At 65.0% G+C, this 15797-nt stretch carries 15 protein-coding genes; 7 read left to right on the forward strand and 8 right to left on the reverse strand.

Features of this window, described 5'->3' with window-relative positions; translation table 11 throughout:
• Nucleotides 1-237: 237 nt before the first annotated feature.
• Entirely contained in the window at nt 238-864 is a 627-nt protein-coding gene (gene pncA, locus ACFOSU_RS18325; RefSeq protein ID WP_380691386.1) for a bifunctional nicotinamidase/pyrazinamidase, read from the reverse strand.
• Nucleotides 861-2348: a nicotinate phosphoribosyltransferase gene (locus ACFOSU_RS18330; protein ID WP_380691387.1), complete on the reverse strand. Its 1488-nt coding sequence runs from the start codon at nt 2346-2348 to the stop codon at nt 861-863. The genes pncA and ACFOSU_RS18330 overlap by 4 nt, the downstream gene beginning before the upstream one ends.
• Nucleotides 2349-2474: 126 nt before the next feature.
• Here ACFOSU_RS18330 and ACFOSU_RS18335 point away from each other — a divergent pair, with 126 nt between their 5' ends.
• On the forward strand, nt 2475-3224 hold the full coding sequence (locus ACFOSU_RS18335) for a lysophospholipid acyltransferase family protein (RefSeq protein WP_380691388.1): 750 nt from the start codon (nt 2475-2477) through the stop codon (nt 3222-3224).
• On the forward strand, nt 3221-3931 hold the full coding sequence (locus tag ACFOSU_RS18340; protein WP_380691389.1) for a lysophospholipid acyltransferase family protein: 711 nt from the start codon (nt 3221-3223) through the stop codon (nt 3929-3931). Before ACFOSU_RS18335 ends, ACFOSU_RS18340 begins: the two co-directional genes overlap by 4 nt.
• On the opposite strand, the gene ACFOSU_RS18345 is transcribed toward ACFOSU_RS18340, so the two are convergent.
• Both ACFOSU_RS18345 and ACFOSU_RS18350 read right to left on the reverse strand, forming a co-directional pair.
• Nucleotides 3932-5896: a non-ribosomal peptide synthetase gene (locus ACFOSU_RS18345; RefSeq protein ID WP_380691390.1), complete on the reverse strand. Its 1965-nt coding sequence runs from the start codon at nt 5894-5896 to the stop codon at nt 3932-3934.
• Between the two features lie 29 nt (nt 5897-5925).
• Nucleotides 5926-7242, reverse strand: a complete 1317-nt coding sequence (locus ACFOSU_RS18350; RefSeq protein WP_380691391.1) for a cytochrome P450 — start codon at nt 7240-7242, stop codon at nt 5926-5928.
• 197 nt (nt 7243-7439) lie between these two features.
• Here ACFOSU_RS18350 and ACFOSU_RS18355 point away from each other — a divergent pair, with 197 nt between their 5' ends.
• Nucleotides 7440-7994 (forward strand): 4'-phosphopantetheinyl transferase family protein, encoded by a 555-nt coding sequence (locus ACFOSU_RS18355; RefSeq protein ID WP_380691392.1) that lies wholly within the window; start codon nt 7440-7442, stop codon nt 7992-7994.
• On the opposite strand, the gene ACFOSU_RS18360 is transcribed toward ACFOSU_RS18355, so the two are convergent.
• A complete protein-coding gene (locus tag ACFOSU_RS18360) occupies nt 7984-8502 on the reverse strand; it encodes an NUDIX hydrolase (protein ID WP_380691393.1) in 519 nt (172 codons plus the stop codon). The two genes, ACFOSU_RS18355 and ACFOSU_RS18360, sit on opposite strands and share 11 nt — an antisense overlap.
• Nucleotides 8503-8584: 82 nt before the next feature.
• Nucleotides 8585-9400, reverse strand: coding sequence for a UDP-2,3-diacylglucosamine diphosphatase (locus ACFOSU_RS18365; RefSeq protein WP_380691394.1), 816 nt, complete (start codon nt 9398-9400; stop codon nt 8585-8587).
• 186 nt (nt 9401-9586) lie between these two features.
• On the opposite strand from ACFOSU_RS18365, the gene purD reads away from it, so the two are divergent.
• From purD to ACFOSU_RS18385, 4 genes are all read left to right on the forward strand, one after another.
• Nucleotides 9587-10888: a phosphoribosylamine--glycine ligase gene (gene purD, locus ACFOSU_RS18370; RefSeq protein WP_380691395.1), complete on the forward strand. Its 1302-nt coding sequence runs from the start codon at nt 9587-9589 to the stop codon at nt 10886-10888.
• Between the two features lie 79 nt (nt 10889-10967).
• The gene (gene rloA3 / locus ACFOSU_RS18375) at nt 10968-11528 is read left to right on the forward strand and encodes a retropepsin-like aspartic peptidase RloA3 (protein ID WP_380691396.1); all 561 of its coding nucleotides are present in this window, start codon (nt 10968-10970) and stop codon (nt 11526-11528) included.
• A gap of 181 nt (nt 11529-11709) precedes the next feature.
• A complete protein-coding gene (locus tag ACFOSU_RS18380; protein ID WP_380691397.1) occupies nt 11710-13248 on the forward strand; it encodes an inactive transglutaminase family protein in 1539 nt (512 codons plus the stop codon).
• On the forward strand, nt 13248-14246 hold the full coding sequence (locus tag ACFOSU_RS18385) for an alpha-L-glutamate ligase-like protein (RefSeq protein WP_380691398.1): 999 nt from the start codon (nt 13248-13250) through the stop codon (nt 14244-14246). The genes ACFOSU_RS18380 and ACFOSU_RS18385 overlap by 1 nt, the downstream gene beginning before the upstream one ends.
• 48 nt (nt 14247-14294) lie before the next feature.
• On the opposite strand, the gene ACFOSU_RS18390 is transcribed toward ACFOSU_RS18385, so the two are convergent.
• Complete coding sequence (locus ACFOSU_RS18390) at nt 14295-14909, reverse strand: class I SAM-dependent methyltransferase (RefSeq protein ID WP_380691399.1); 615 nt, start codon at nt 14907-14909, stop codon at nt 14295-14297.
• A 113-nt stretch (nt 14910-15022) separates the two neighbouring features.
• Nucleotides 15023-15589, reverse strand: a complete 567-nt coding sequence (locus ACFOSU_RS18395; protein ID WP_380691401.1) for a hypothetical protein — start codon at nt 15587-15589, stop codon at nt 15023-15025.
• Between the last annotated feature and the right edge of the window lie 208 nt (nt 15590-15797).

Genomic DNA, 15797 nt, shown 5'->3' on the forward strand with positions numbered 1-15797 from the left:
CGGCACGCGGATATCGGGCCGGGAACCGGTGACGTAGATCTTGGACGAATTCGGAAACGGTTCGCGCATTTCGTCGGCAAGACGCGCGGACACCGCCAGATCTTTGGCCAAGTTTTTTGAGAGGGCACTCATGGTGGGACACCGGCAAGGGAAACGGGTAACGGCTGCAATTTAACAACCTGCACCCTGCAATAAAAGCTTGCCTGCGATCGAACGCCCGCGCGGCGGCGACCGGTGCTAGCCGGCCGCGAGCAGATCGTGGCTGTCCGCGAGGCGCACGCCGGCCTGACGCATGGCCTGGATCGCAGCGTCGGTATCGCCTTCCTGCATGTCGACGCCGCGCGTGGCGTCCACGATCAGCGTGGTATCGAAACCGTCGGCAAGCGCATCGAGCGCGGTGAATTTCACGCATACATCCGCCGCCAGACCGGCGACGAACAGCGCATCGATACCGCGCTCGCGCAGATGCTCGGTCAGACCGGTCGCCTGACGATGGTCGTTGTCGTAGAACGCCGAGTAGCTGTCGATGCGCGGATTGCTGCCCTTGCGCACCACATGATCGATGCCGGCGACATCGAGGGCCGAGGCAAACCCCGCCCCCGGCGTGCCCTGAACACAGTGCACCGGCCACAGAATCTGCTGCAGGCCGTCGAGCTCGGTGAGCTGGAACGGCTCGAAGCCGTCATGCTCGGCGGCGAAGGACAGATGATGCGGTGGGTGCCAATCCTGGCTGGCGATCACGTGGTCGAACACCGGCATGAGGCGGTTGGCGATCGGCACGATGGCATCACCCTCGGCCACCGCCAGCGCGCCGCCGGGCAGGAAATCGTTCTGTATATCGACCAGCAGCAATGCGCTTTTCATGATTCAACCACTCCGGTTGCGGCGGCCCTGTCGTCGACGCCGTCGGCGTGGCGGCGCATCAGCCAGTCGCGCAGATCGGCCGTGGCTGCATCCAGATAGCGGTCGATCAGCGCCGGATAGCCCGGGCGCGCGGCAAAACAGGCGAACTGCTGCAGCGCGTGATCGCGCACCGCGGCAAGGGCCGGCGCCTGACCGACGCGCTCACCGGCGCGCACCATCGGTTCGAGCAGATCGCGATGCGCGCTATCGGCGCTGAATTCACGCACGCCCGATTGATCGCCCCCGGCCCAGGCGGTCTTCGGTGCCGCTTCGTCGTAGAGCAGATCCGCGAGCGGCGCGCCGTCGGCGTCGAGGAACCGGCGCACCTGCTGCACGCCCGGGCGGGTGAGCTTGCCCGGCGTATCCGACAGCTTCATCCGGTAGGACCAGCGCCCGGCGTCGTTGCGCAAAGCCGCGAGTTTGTAGACGCCATCGAGCGCGGCATCCGGCTGTGCGGTCGCCAGCCGCGTGCCGACGCCCCAGAGCACGATCGGTGCGCCGCGCGACTTGAGATCGGCAATGGCATGCTCGTCGAGATTGGAACTCGCGGCGATCTTGGCGTCGGGGAAGCCGGCCTCGTCCAGCCGGCGGCGCGCGGCGCGCGACAGCTCCGCCATATCCCCCGAGTCCAGCCGGATACCGGCCATCTCGTGGCCGGCGGCACGAAGCTTCTTGCCGGCACGGATCGCGTTCTCGACGCCCTCGAGCGTGTTGTAGGTATCCACCAGAAAAATACAGTGGTCGGGCAGCGCCGCGGCGTAGGCGTCGAAGGCATCCAGTTCGTCGTCAAAGGCCATCACCCAGCCGTGGGCATGGGTGCCCGATACCGGAATGCCGAACAGCTTGCCGGCGAGGACGTTGGACGTGCCGGCGCATCCACCGATATAGGCAGCGCGCGCGGCCGACACCCCTCCGTCGATGCCCTGGGCTTTCCTGAGGCCGAAGTCAAGCACCGGATCATCGCCCGCGGCATGCGCGATGCGCGCGGCCTTGGTGGCGACCAGGGTCGGGAAATTCATCAGATTGAGCAGAGCCGTTTCCAGCAGCTGCGCCTGGAGAATCGGCGCACGCACGCGCAGCATCGGCTGGTGCGCGAACACTGCCGTGCCTTCGGGCAAGGCATCGATCTCGCCGGTGAATCGGAAATCGCGCAGATAGCGCAGAAAACCCTCGGCGAACAGCGGATTGCCGACGTTGTCCTTGAGTGTCGCCAGATAGGCGATATCGTCGTGCTCGAAGCGCATGCGGGTAACGTATTCGATTGCCGTCTCGATTCCGCAGGCGATCGCGAAGCCGTTGTTGAACGGGGCCTCGCGAAAGAACAGATGAAATACCGCCTCGCGCTCGTGGGTGGCGTTATACCAATGGCCGTAGGCCATGGTCAGCTGATACAGATCGGTCAGCAGCGCCGGTGCGCGGCCATAGAGACGTCCCAGAGCGGACATAGATGGATCGGGCGATTGATGGTCCGCAAAGGATGCGAGCACTGGCCGGCGGTTTCAACTCGCGGCCGATGAGATTAGTCTTGCAGCCCCGTAGTACAAGCCCTGACGGCGCGCCTCGGAGCACGGATGGCCGATAAACACAGCACCCCGGGCGGCCGGAACCACAGGCAGCGCAAGAACAAGGCGCCGGGCTGGCGCAAGCGACTGCTGCGAACGCTGTCCGAATGGGGCATTGCCGGATATATCTGGCTGCTGCGCCTGACCTGTCGCATCCGCGTCGTCGAAGGCCGGCAGCACCTGGATGCGGCACTGGCGTCCGGCACCCCGGTGATTCCCTGCGGCTGGCATCAGAGCCTGGTGCCGAGCGGCCTGTTTCTGCGTTCGCTCGTGCCTCGCGGCATGAACATCGGTTTTCTGATCAGCCCGTCGCGCGAGGGCGAATTCATGTCGCGCGTCGCGCATGCGCATCGGGTGAAACCGATACGCGGCTCCTCCAGCCGCTCCGGCAAGGAAGCCATGCGCGCGCTCACCGAGGCCGTGGCCGAGGGCATATCGCCGATGATGTACGGCGACGGCCCCCGCGGTCCGGCACGGCAGTTCAAGACCGGCGCGGTGATTCTGGCGAGCCGCAGCGGTGCCCCGCTGTTTCCGGTCGGCGCGGCCGCCAGCCGCTACTGGCAGGTCAAGTCCTGGGATGCCTTTCGTATTCCCAAGCCGTTCTGCCGTTTTTTGATCGCGGTAGGCGAACCCTGGACGGTGGGGGCGCTCGAGGGCACCGTCGAGGCCGAGGATATCGCCACCGAACTCGGCCATCGCCTGGATGCCCTCAACCTGAGGGCGGAACAATCACCCCCACAGCGTGCAAGCCACACATGACCCATGACAACGAGACCGAGCTGCCGTGGTCCACGCGGCTGTGGATGTCGCTTGCCGCACCGATTCTGCGACTGATCGGCCGCACCCTGCTGGCCAGCTGCCGGATCGAGCGCGTCGAGGGCAAGGCCAACCTGGCGATGCTGCTGGAACAAAAGGAGCCGATGCTGCTGTGTTGCTGGCATCAGCGCCTGAGTGTCTGCGTGGGGTATCTGCTGCGGGCGCGCCGGCGCGGCCTGCAACCGGGGTTTCTGGTATCGCCCTCGCGCGACGGCGAACTGGTCGCCCGCGTAGTCGCCGGCATGGGCGCGACCATTCTGCGTGGCTCGTCGACGCGCACCGGCGCGCGTGCGCTGCGTGAACTCTATGGCACGATCCGCGACGGCGTGTCGCCGGTCCTCCATCCCGACGGGCCACACGGGCCCGCACGACAGGTCAAGAGCGGCAGCGTGATGCTGGCGCAGATGACCCGTACCCCGATACTGCCGATGGCCTTCTCCGCCGATCGCTTCTGGCAACTGGGCTCCTGGGATGCGCTGATCATCCCCAAGCCGTTTGCGCGCGTGGTAATCGTCATCGGCGAACCGCTCACCATAGCGCGCGGCGACGATATCGAGGCCCGCGCCGTTGTCCTGGGCGAACAGCTCGACGCGCTCACCGCGCGCGCCGACCAGGCGATGGGCGTCACGCCGGCAAGACAGCGCCGCTAGTCAGGCCGCGCGTCGTTCCTCGAGATACGCCGCGAGTTCCTGAATCGTAGGGTAGTCGAACAGATCGGTGACCTCCAACCGGTCCGGCCAGCGCTGCTCGATGCCCTCGTGGATCTGTGCCAGTTCCAGCGACGACAGCCCGATCTCGAACAGATCGTCGTCAAAGCCGATGTTCTTGTCGGGCACCACTTCGTCGCAGATCGCTTTCAGATCGGTCGCGACATCGCCGCTGCTCTCGGACGCCGCCTGCGGGGCATCGGCCTGCATCAACGCATCCAGCGCCTCGGTCACCGCGGCAAATTCACCGGCGGCATAGGCCGAGGCCAGCTGTGAACGCTGCAGCTTGCCGCTGGTGGTCTTGGGCATGTGCTTGACGGGCACCACCCGCGCCACCGCCAGGCCGGCCTGCTGATTGATCAGGCCGGCGACCTCGCGGGCCATGGGCAGGAAGTCCTCGAGATGGCCGCGAAAGACGATGAACAGTACGAGCTCGTCGGCGTCCGCGGCCGGCGCGCGCACGCCGGCCGCGGCCACCTTGTTGTGTTCCACACCGCTGGCCCGATGCACGATGGCTTCCAGATCCTGCGGGTAATGATTCTGGCCGTTGACGAAGATGATCTCCTTCGCGCGTCCGGTGATGAACAGATCCCCGTCGTGCAGGAATCCCAGGTCGCCGGTATCCAGCCAGCCCTCGCCCATGCGCGCGGCCTCGTTGGCGGCATCGTTGCGGTAATAGCCGGCGGTGACGTTGTCGCCGCGAATCCAGACACGGCCGACCACGTCCGTGTCGAGCGCGGCGCCGTCGGCATCGGCGATACGAAGTTCGGTACCGGTAACCGGCGCGCCGAGACAGACCAGCTCCACAGCGCTGTCGCCGTCGTCGAACTGCACTCGCTGGCCCACGCCCAGTTCGCCGCGGGTCACGCTCAGGCTACTCAGGCCGGAGCCGGGCTGCGGGAAGGTCGCCGCGAGGCTGGCCTCGGCGAGGCCGTAGACCGCGAACATGCTGCCGGCGTCGAGGTCGGTCGGCGCGAGCGTATCCAGAAATTCACGGGCCAGCGTCGGCGCAATGGGCTCGGCGCCGTTGTAGATCAGGCGCACGCTGGACAGATCCAGCGCCGGCAGGCCCTTGGCCGCGATCGCACGCAGCGTGTGACGATAGCCGAAGTTGGGCGAGCACAGCAGCGTGGCCTGTTTTTCGGCCGCCTTTTCCAGCCACAGCAGCGGTCGCCGCGCGAACAGGTCGGTGGCCATCAGATAGTGGCTGAAACCGTTGCAGACGAGAGTCAGATGAAAGCCGATCAGACCCATGTCATGGGTCAGCGGCATCCAGGACACCGCCACTTCGTCGTCGCCGAAGCGCGAGCCCTCGCTTATCGCGCGGATATTGGCCAGCACGTTCGCATGGGTGAGCACGACGCCTTTCGGGTCGCCGGTGGAGCCGGAAGAGAACTGGATGAAGGCGATGTCGTCGGCCGATACATCGGCGCGTACGGCCTCGGCCTCGACCGCGGGCGGCTCGTCGGAGATCGTGCCGTCGGCCAATAGCCGGGCGCTGGCGCCATCGCCCTGTTTTTCCAGGTAGGCGCGCGCACGCTCCAGGTGCTTGGCGTCCGCGATCACCCGCGGCTGGCCCAGATGCTTCCAGACCCGTACCAGCTTTTCGAGCTGCGCCTCGCCGACCCCGGCGGCGATCGGCACCGGCACCATGCCGCCATGAAGGGCGGCCCAGAAGAACTGCAGAAAACGCAGGTTGTCGGCGACGAACAGAATGACGTGATCGCCCTGCTTCGCGCCCCGATGCTGGAGCACCGCGAGCAGGCGCAGCGCGGCGCGAGAGAGCATACGGTAGCTCAGGCGGCGTTCGTCGCTGGCCCCGTCGATGAAACCGATCTCGGCCGATTCGCCTGTATCCGACCGGGCCTGCGCGTCGAGCGCGTCTATCAAGGTATTGAACGAGAGCATAGGAATTATGGGTTGTCCCGAATAGAAAATTATTGCGAAATCAGTTGCAGACGGACACCGTCGGCCGGCCGCAGATTGATATGCGACTCGATCTGCGGCGGATGCGCGGCCACGTAGCACGGCGTGAAGGCCCGGATCATGACCGCCAGATGCACACGCATCTCGGTGAGCGCCATCTGCTCACCCACGCAATGACGCGGGCCGGCGGCAAAAGGCACATAGGCGAAACGATGCGCCGGTTGCTCGCCGTCGATGAAGCGCGTGGGGTCGAAACACTCGGGGTCTTGCCAGTAGTCGCCGTGCCGATGCAGTACATAAGGGCTGATGAACAACTGGGTACCGGGTTCGATGTCGTACCCACCCAGCCGGTCGGGCGCGAGCGCGCGCCGCGACAACAGCCAGCCGGGCGGGTACAGCCGCAGGGTTTCGTTCACCGTCGCGTCGAACCAGGCGAATGCGTCGTTGCGATGACCACCGTCGCGGCGCAACGCGTCCATGTCGATGGCATCGGCAGCGGCCTGCAACGTGGCGCCTACCTCCGGATGGGTGGCGATCAGATACCACCCCCAGGCCAGCGCGCTGGCCGTGGTCTCGTGGCCGGCCACGATCAGCGTGAGCACCTCGTCAACCAGTTCCCGGTGGGTCATCGCTTCACCGTCGCGGCTGCGCGCGGCGAGCATGTGGCCCAGAAAATCGAACGGCTGCCGAGGCGCGCCCAGGCGCTTGTCGATGATCGACTCGACCACTTTGCGCAGGCGATGAAAACGCGCGGCAAAGCGCAGATTGCGTTCGGGCGCCTCGCTGAGCAGCGCGAACGGATTGGCGCCACCGGCGATCAGATCGGCATAGTCCTCGCCAAAAATGGACTTGAGCACGATCACCAGGGTGAGCTCGCTGATTTCGGCGGCGACGTCCAGCGGTTCCCGCGCGGCGGCGAACTGCGACCAGCGCTTGGCCAGGACGACGTTCTCGTCGAAGATCATGGCGTTGAAATCCGCCAGCGCCCTGGGCTTGAAGGCCGGCTGGATCAGCCGCCGCTGACGTGCCCAGAAATCCGCTTCGCTGACCATGATGCCGTTGCCGAGCAGAATTTTGACCCGGTCCAGGCCCATGCCCTTGCTGTAGTTGCGGCTGTTGCGCACCAGAATCTGTTGCACGGCCTCCGGATCGTGGACGACCCAGTGTTCGGCGTCGCCGTGATCGGGGCGAACCCGGTAGATGTCTCCAAAGGCGCTGTGCCAGCGACAGAGCATGGCCCGGGTGGCATCGTCCGGCCCGATCGAAAAACGCGCGATGGGCCCGGCAATCCGGGCACGATGCTGGAGATCGGATACGCTAATCGACATGGCAGACAGATTCCCGGTCGGACGGCGTTATCTGGCGCTCCAAGGCAGTACGTTCGCTCGCCGTCAGCAGCGAAAGGCGACATCAATTTTTTGTTATGTATGTAGTTTACACAATAATCTCCGATCAATGCCAGCAGCAGCTGTCGGGTATTCCCCTAGCGCGCTATGCACCGGCATATCGGGGCCGCCTGGAGCGCATGAAAAGCGAGCACGCCCGGGTTCGAACCCAGGCCGGACTGGACTTGCTGGCCCATGCGCTGCGCGGCCTCGATGTGGCGGAATCGGCGATCGAGCGGATCGGGTTCGGCGCTGGCGGGCGCCCCGAGATCAGCGGCGCGCCCGGCTTCAGCATTTCGCATAGCGATCGGCTGGTGGCCTGCGCGGTCGACGACGATACGAGAGATTCGAGGCCGGGTGAACACCGCCTCGTCGGGCTGGACGTGGAAGCACGGCGCCCGATCGTGCCTGCGCGCCTGGCCCGCCTGATGAGCCCGGGCCAGGCCGCGATTGTCGAGGACGAGCCCGATCGCTTCTTCGATTTCTGGTGCGCGCGCGAGGCAACGGTGAAGGCCAGCGGCCGGGTGGGCCTGGCTCGGATCCGATCACTGGATCTGCACGGCGATCACGCACGGCTGGACGCGCACGACTGGCCGCTACAGCCGCTGGATCTTGTCCCCGGCTACGCCGCCTGTATCGCCAGCGACCGCCCGATCGGCCCGGTGCGCAGCGAACGCATAACGCTTACCGGGTAAGAAAATACAGCCCGGCAAAGATCTTGGGGTCGACAAGCAGACCTTCTTCACGGCGCTGCTGCAGCCAGGATTCGATCCCGGCCAACGGCACTGCATGCGGGATGATGTCTTCGCTGTCGTCGCCGCCGCCAGCGCCGATACGGGTCAGGTCGTGGGCGCGAAAGAAGCTGATCGTTTCGTTGGCCAGGCCCGCGCTGGGCGGACCGGCAGTGAGAAATTCCAGCCGGCCGGCGCGGTAGCCGGTCTCTTCCTCGAGTTCGCGCGCGGCGGCGATCGCCAGTTCCTCGTCTTCCTCGCCCGCGATATCGCCCACCAGGCCGGCCGGCAGTTCGAGCACGTTGGCGCCCATCGGCAGCCGCGGCTGTTCGACCAGCAGCAGTTCGTCAGCGTCGGTCACCGCCACGATGATCACCGCGCCGCGCGCGTTGGCGCGCTCCACGTATTCCCAGGTATCGATACGTTTCAGGCGCAGGAAGTCGCCGTCGTGGAGGATGCAGTCGGCGGGCATGGCACTCTTCTGAGTCGATGAAAGCCCGTCATTCTACCTGCGCCGTGGCCAGTCGTGCCGCAGCGCCGCCGTCTGGCGGAGATTATGCGGCGTGCAACGCCCTGACCTTGCTCGGCTGGGCGGCACGAACCACGTCGTCCCAGTAGATGATCTCCATAGAGCCGTCGAAATGCTCGACCAGGGCGCTGCAGGATTCCACCCAGTCGCCCGAGTTGTAGTAGGTCACGCCTTCGATGGTCTTGATCTCGGCGTGATGGATATGCCCGCAGACCACGCCATCGAAGCCGCGCCGGCGGCATTCGTGGGCGACCGCCTTCTCGAATTCGCTGATGAAGTTCACCGCCGATTTCACCTTGTGCTTGGCATAGGCCGACAGCGACCAGTAGGGGTAGCCCAGGCGCGCACGCACACCATTCACATAGCGGTTGGCGCGCAGCAGCGTGATGTAGGCCACGTCGCCGATACGGGCGACCCAGCGGTGGTAACGGGTGACCACGTCGAACAGATCGCCGTGGATGACGAACAGCTTGCGGTTGTCGGCAGTGACATGAACGGCGTCGTTGACCACATGAATATTGCCCATGCGCAGTTCGTAGTCGACGAACTTGCGCAGGAAGTCGTCGTGGTTGCCGGTCACGTAATAGACCTGGGTGCCGCGCTTGGACTTGGTCAGGATCTTGCGGATGACGTTGGTATGTTCCTGCGGCCAGAAGAAGGTCGACTGCAGGCGCCAACCGTCGATGATATCGCCGACCAGATACAGCTGCTCGCACTGACAGTGCTTGAGAAATGCCGACAGCTTTTCTGCCTGGCTCCCGGCGGTGCCCAGATGGGCATCGGAGATGAACACGCTGCGATAGCGCGTCGGCTGGCTGGTTTTTTCTTCGTTCGGGCTCATGACATCCTCGAATCGCGGGCTGCAGGCACAGGCTAGACAGGCCAGATCACCGCGATATGACGGTTTCGTGGCGTTTTCGTGACAGTGCCCGCCGGCGCAATCGAAGGCGTCCTTTTGCTAAGCTTGCGCGGCATTGTGTTTCGACCATGCCGGCGAGCGCGGGCATCCCCATCCAGGCAGTAGTTCATGAGCGAATCCGAGCACCGGGTACTGATCGTCGGCAACGGCGGACGCGAGCATGCGCTGGCGGTCAAGATCGCCGCCTCCAAACGCGTGACCCATGTCTATGTCGCCCCCGGCAATGCCGGCACCGCGCTCATGGACGCCGTCACCAATATCGCCCTCGCCGCGGACGATATCGACGGCCTGCGTGATTTCGCCACCGACAACGCCATCACCCTGACCGTTGTGGGCCCGGAAGCGCCGCTGGCGGCCGGCATCGTCGATGTATTCACCCAGGCCGGGCTGGCCTGTTTCGGCCCCGGGCGCGACGCCGCCCAGCTGGAGGCGAGCAAGGCATTCTCCAAGGATTTTCTCGCCCGCCACGCCATTCCGACCGCCGATTACGCGGTATTCACCGACTACAGCGAGGCCGAGGCACACATTCGCCGCGTGGGCGCGCCGATCGTGGTCAAGGCCGACGGCCTGGCCGCCGGCAAGGGCGTATATCTGGCCGCCAGCGTGGACGAGGCGCTCGACGCCGCCCGCGACATGCTCCAGGACAACGCCTTCGGCGACTCGGGCGCGCGCATCGTGGTGGAGACGTTTCTCTCCGGCGAGGAACTGAGCTTCATCGCCCTGGTCGACGGCGAACATATTCTGCCGCTGGCCAGTTCGCAGGATCACAAGGCCGCATTCGACGGCGATACCGGCCCCAACACCGGCGGCATGGGCGCCTATTCGCCGGCACCGGTGATGACCGACGCGGTGCGCGAGCGCGTGATGGCAGAGGTGATCCGGCCGACAGTCGCGGGCATGGCCGCCGACGGCTGTGCGTTCACCGGCTTTCTCTACGCCGGACTGATGATCGACGACGACGGCGGTGCGCGCGTGCTCGAATTCAACGTGCGTCTCGGCGACCCGGAAACCCAGCCGATCCTGATGCGCCTGAAATCGGACCTGATCGATCTGATCGAGGCCGCGCTCGAAAAGCGCCTGGATCAGGTCGAGGCGCGCTGGAGCGATCAGGCCGCGCTCGGCGTGGTCATGGCTGCCGGCGGCTACCCCGGCCCCTATGACAAGGACGACATCATCACCGGTCTCGACGCTGCGACCGCCGAGGGCACGCAGGTTTTTCATGCCGGCACGCGTCTGGCCGAGGACGACAGCGTGCGTACCAGTGGCGGTCGGGTACTATGCGTGTGTGCGCTCGGCGACAACGTCGCCGACGCCCAGGCCCGCGCCTACGCGGGCGTCGATAAAATAAAATGGCGTGACGCCATGTACCGGCGTGATATCGGCTATCGCGCCATCAACCGCGACAAATAGAACCTCGCGCCACGCCGCAATCAAAAAAGCATAACGACTCTCGCGATCCGTCGCGCCGACAAGCAAGGAATTCTCTACCATGCGCCCGACTCTTTTTCTGAGCCGCACGCTCGTTCTGTGCACTCTTGTCATCGGCTGTACCGCCGCTTTCGCCGATGAAGACAAGACCGTCTACGGATGGGTCGAGAACGCCCGCCTCATCCCCTGGGGCGTGGAGGTCAAGAGCAAGCTCGATACCGGCGCCCTCACGTCGTCGCTGCATGCCACCGATATCGAGGAATTCGAGCGCGACGACAAGAAATGGGTCCGCTTCACCACGCGCGTGGAAGACGAACGCAATGACGACATGGTCAGCCGCGAGTTCGAGCGGCCGCTCTATCGCCAGCTCAAGGTCACCGGCGCCGGCGGTTCCGACCATCGCCCGGTCGTGCTGCTCAAGATCTGCATGAACCACACCATCTACGAAGAGCAGTTCTCGCTGCGCGATCGCGGCGACATGAACTATCCGCTGCTGCTGGGCCGGCGCACGATCAAGCATCTCGGCCTGATCGACGTGAACAAGACGTTCCTGCGCGATCCCGAATGCACCGTCGATTCGGACGTGATCGAAAACGAGTCCCACGAAGGCGACGACGCCTAGTGTCTTGTAACGTCAGTTCCCCCAACGAGGTTCGCGTGATGGGTGGTGTCAGGCCCGGCCCGGCAACGCGTGATGGCGCAGGCCCGAGCGAGACGCCACAACCCCGCATGGCGCAAAGACACGCCGAAATGGTGACGCGTATTTGCGTGACCGAACACGACGCCGACGCCGGAATGCCAACATGAAAGATCTGCATCTGAAGGTGCTCGCGCTGGTGCTCGTGGCCTTCGCACTGGGCATCTGCTACTACAAGGTCTCGCGCCTGGGCGTACCGCTGGCGCCGGACGCCAGCACCGAAGTCTGGACGGTGGAGGCCACCCTGCGCTTCGACGGCGCCGATCGCTCCGCCAAGATCGCACTGGAGATCCCCAACGAGCCCGCCGGCTTCACGCTGCTCGACGAGAGCTTCATATCCTCGGGCTTCGGTCTGGCCACGGGCGAGCACGGCGCCAACCGCAACGCGCGCTGGGCCGCGCGCAATCTGCACGGGCCACAGACCCTCTACTATCGTGTCGTGCTCAACGAAGACGCCAGCGCCCATCGGGAGCCCACCGAACCGGTGCCCGAGTATCCCGACATCCCCGAATACACCGACCCGGAGCGGGCCTCGGTGTTCGCCTTGCTCGACGATGTGAGAGCGCGCTCGGCGGATACCGGCTCCTTCACCCAGGAACTGCTGCGCCGCTTCAACGACCCCACCCCCGACGCCGAGGCCAAGGTGCTGCGCGACGACAGCGCCAAGCCGCTGGCGCAGGTCAAACGTCTGCAATATGTGCTCGCCGGCGCCCGTATTCCCACGCGCATTGCTTACGTGTTGCCGCTGGTCGAAGGCATGCGTCACGGCTCGCTCGACCCCTGGCTGGAGGTCTACAACGGCGAACGCTGGCTGGCCTTCAACCCGCGCAACGGCCATGCCGGCTTCCCGCGCGATGTGCTGGTCTGGCATGCCGGCGATACGCCGCTGGTACAGTTGGAAGGCGCCAACAACGCGAGCGTGGAATTCTCTGCCGCCCGCTCCGCGCGCGACGTCATGGGCCTGGCGCAGCAGCGCGCGCGCCTGCTCAACTCCGACATCCTCGAGTATTCGCTGCTGTCGCTGCCGATCGCCACCCAGAACGTCTACAAGGTGTTGCTGACGGTACCGCTGGGCGCGCTGGTTGTCGTCGTGCTGCGCAACTTCATCGGTCTGCGCACTTTCGGCACCTTCATGCCGGTGCTGATCGCGCTCGCGTTTCGCGAAACCGAGCTGATCTGGGGCTGCATCCTGTTCTCGGTGCTGGTCGCGCTGGGTCTGATCGTGCGCTTCTACCTCGAGCGGCTGAAGCTGCTGCTGGTGCCCCGACTGGCCTCGATGCTCACGATCGTGATCCTGCTGATGTCTGGCGTGTCGGTGATCAGCCACAAGCTGGGCATGGAACACGGCCTGTCGATCGCGCTGTTCCCGATGGTGATCCTGGCGATGACCATCGAGCGCATGTCCATCGTCTGGGACGAGAACGGGCCCAAGGACGCGCTGCTGTCGGGCTTCGGCAGTCTCGTCGTGGCCGCGGTGGGGTTCGTGGTGATGACCAACGAATGGATGGAGTATCTCGCGTTCGTCTTCCCCGAGCTGCTGCTGCTGGTGCTGGCCTTCACCCTGCTGGCGGGCCGCTACACCGGCTATCGGCTGTCGGAACTGTGGCGTTTTCGCGCGGCCGCCAAAGCGATCGCTGAACGCTGATGGCGAGTCTGGGCCAACGCATGCGCGCACGCCTGCGCCTGATCCGCCGCAACCCACCGCTGCGCATGCCGTGGACGCTGCGCAAGCTGGGCGTGCTCGGCATGAACCAGCGCAACGGCGACTACATCGGCATCTACAACCCGCGCCGTTTCTATCCGCTGGTCGACGACAAGCTCAAAACCAAGCAGCTGGCGCTGGAAGCCGGCATCGACACGCCCGAACTCTACGGCGTGATCGAGATCGAGCATCAGATCCGCGATCTCGACACCCTGCTCGGCAATCATCAGGACTTCGTGATCAAACCAGCCAACGGCTCGGGCGGCAACGGCATCATGGTGATTTCCGGACGCCGCGGCGTGCAGTTCATCCGCGCCTCCGGCGCCACCGTGTCGCGCGGCGAGCTGGAGCATTTCATCTCCAACGTGCTGTCGGGCATGTACAGCCTCGGCGGGCTGCCGGACAAGGCGATCATCGAATACCGGGTCAAACCGCACGCGGTGTTCGATACGGTCAGCTATCAGGGCGTGCCCGACATCCGCACCATCGTGTTCCGTGGAGTGCCGATCGCGGCGATGGTACGGCTGCCGACCCGGCAGTCCGACGGCAAGGCCAATCTGCATCAGGGCGCGATCGGCGCCGGCATCGACCTGGCCACCGGGCGCACGGTCGATGGCGTGTGGTTCAACAGCGTGCTCGACTCACATCCGGACTCGGGCAATGTCGTACGCGGCATCGAGGTGCCCGAGTGGGACAAACTGCTCGAGCTGTCGGCACGCTCCTACGATCTGACCGGATTGGGCTATCTCGGCGTGGACGTGGTGCTCGACCGCGACCACGGACCGCTCATTCTGGAGTACAACGCGCGCCCGGGGCTGAATATCCAGCTCGCCAATCAGATGGGGCTGCTCAATCGCCTCGAAAAGGTGAGAGCGCTGGACGAAATCCCGGCGTCGGCAGCCGAGCGCGTCGCGCTCGGCAAGCGCCTGTTCGGCGAATAACGACACGACTGCGGCGCCGCGTTCAGCCGGACGCCGTGCCGCTAGTGTTCAGCCATGATGGCGTGCGTGGATCAGCGTCCAGTAGCCGAAGGCATTGACCTTCTTGGTCTCGATCACGTCGAAATCGGCCATCGCCAGGAATTCGTCGAGCGGGAACGAGGGCCGGAAACCGACCAGCTTCGACAACGGCGATACCAGCCGCTCCAGCGAGGCCATCGGGCCCTTGTCACCGCTGAAGTGATTGACGATGAACAGCTCGCCGCCCGGCTTGCAGACGCGTTTCATCTCTTCGATCATCTTGCGCGGATCGGGCACGACCGAAGCCACGTACATGGCCACGACCTTGTCGAAGCTGTGATCGGCGTATTCCAGTGCCTGCGCGTCCATGAGCGCCAGCGTGATGCGATCGGCGTTGCCGTTCACGCGCGCCTTGGCATGCTCGAGCATGTCCGGCGACACATCGATACCCACGACCTGAACGCCGTCGCCGTAATGATCAAGCGACAGGCCCGTACCGACACCGACTTCCAGCACGCGGTCGCCTGCCCGGCAATCCATGAGGCGCACGGCTTCCTGGCGTCCCTGTTCGAATACCGGCCCGAAAAACCGATCGTACTGCCGCGAAAGACGGCGGTAGGCGGTTACAACGGATTGTTCGTCCATGGATACTGTTCCCATAATCTAAGAGCCAATGGCGTTATTGGCGCAGGAAGAATACGCCTGTACCCGCGCCGACACAAAAACAGGGGGTTTCTTCCCGGCCGCGACAGCGGCTTTCAATGGGTGCGCGCGCTCGGCGTTGCGGTCGCCGGCCGATAGACGCCGCGCATGTCGCGCCCGCGCCACATGCGCCCGGATGCGCGCCGTTCCTCGAACAGGCGCAGCGCGCGAAAACCCATGCCCGGCTGCATTTCGAACCAATGATAGAGCCGCGGCGGCAAGCGCACGAAATCTCCGGCTTCACAGCGCAGCGCCCAGACGTGATTCTGGTCACGCATGAAAAGCATACCGCAGCCCCACACCATCAGCTGCGCTTCGGGGGTATCGTGCGCGTGCTCGGTCATCAACTTGCGCTGCAGCACGTCGATGCGCGGGTGATCCGGCAGTACGCTGGTCACATCCAGGGTCGCACAGGGCATGGTCTGCAGCAGTGCGTTGAGCGGCTCCAGATAGCTGCCGATCACTTCGTCGCATTCGGCGGCGGCATCGAAGGCGACAACGGGCAGATCGAGGCGCTGGTAGCGCACACCCAGCGGCGCAAGCCGCGCCGAGATGCAGGCCGGTTCGCGATCACAAAGCCGCAGCTCGGCCGTCTGAAGACTGTCGGAATAAAGTTCGGTCATCGTCGTTCCACGTATGACTCAGGACCCAAAAGCTTAAACGCGATCGCGTGGCCGCGCTCTAGGTATTGTCCCCGACCCGGCATGCAGTATGTCGCGACAACCGCGTATTCGAGTCGGACGCCGAACCATACGGCGCCGGCATTGTAAGCGGCGCAGTGTTACCGGCGTGAGTCAGCGGTCACTACAGAAATCGTCTTTTAGCGGCCGC

The sequence above is a fragment of the Salinisphaera aquimarina genome, assembly GCF_042643355.1.
Lineage (GTDB): Bacteria > Pseudomonadota > Gammaproteobacteria > Nevskiales > Salinisphaeraceae > Salinisphaera > Salinisphaera aquimarina.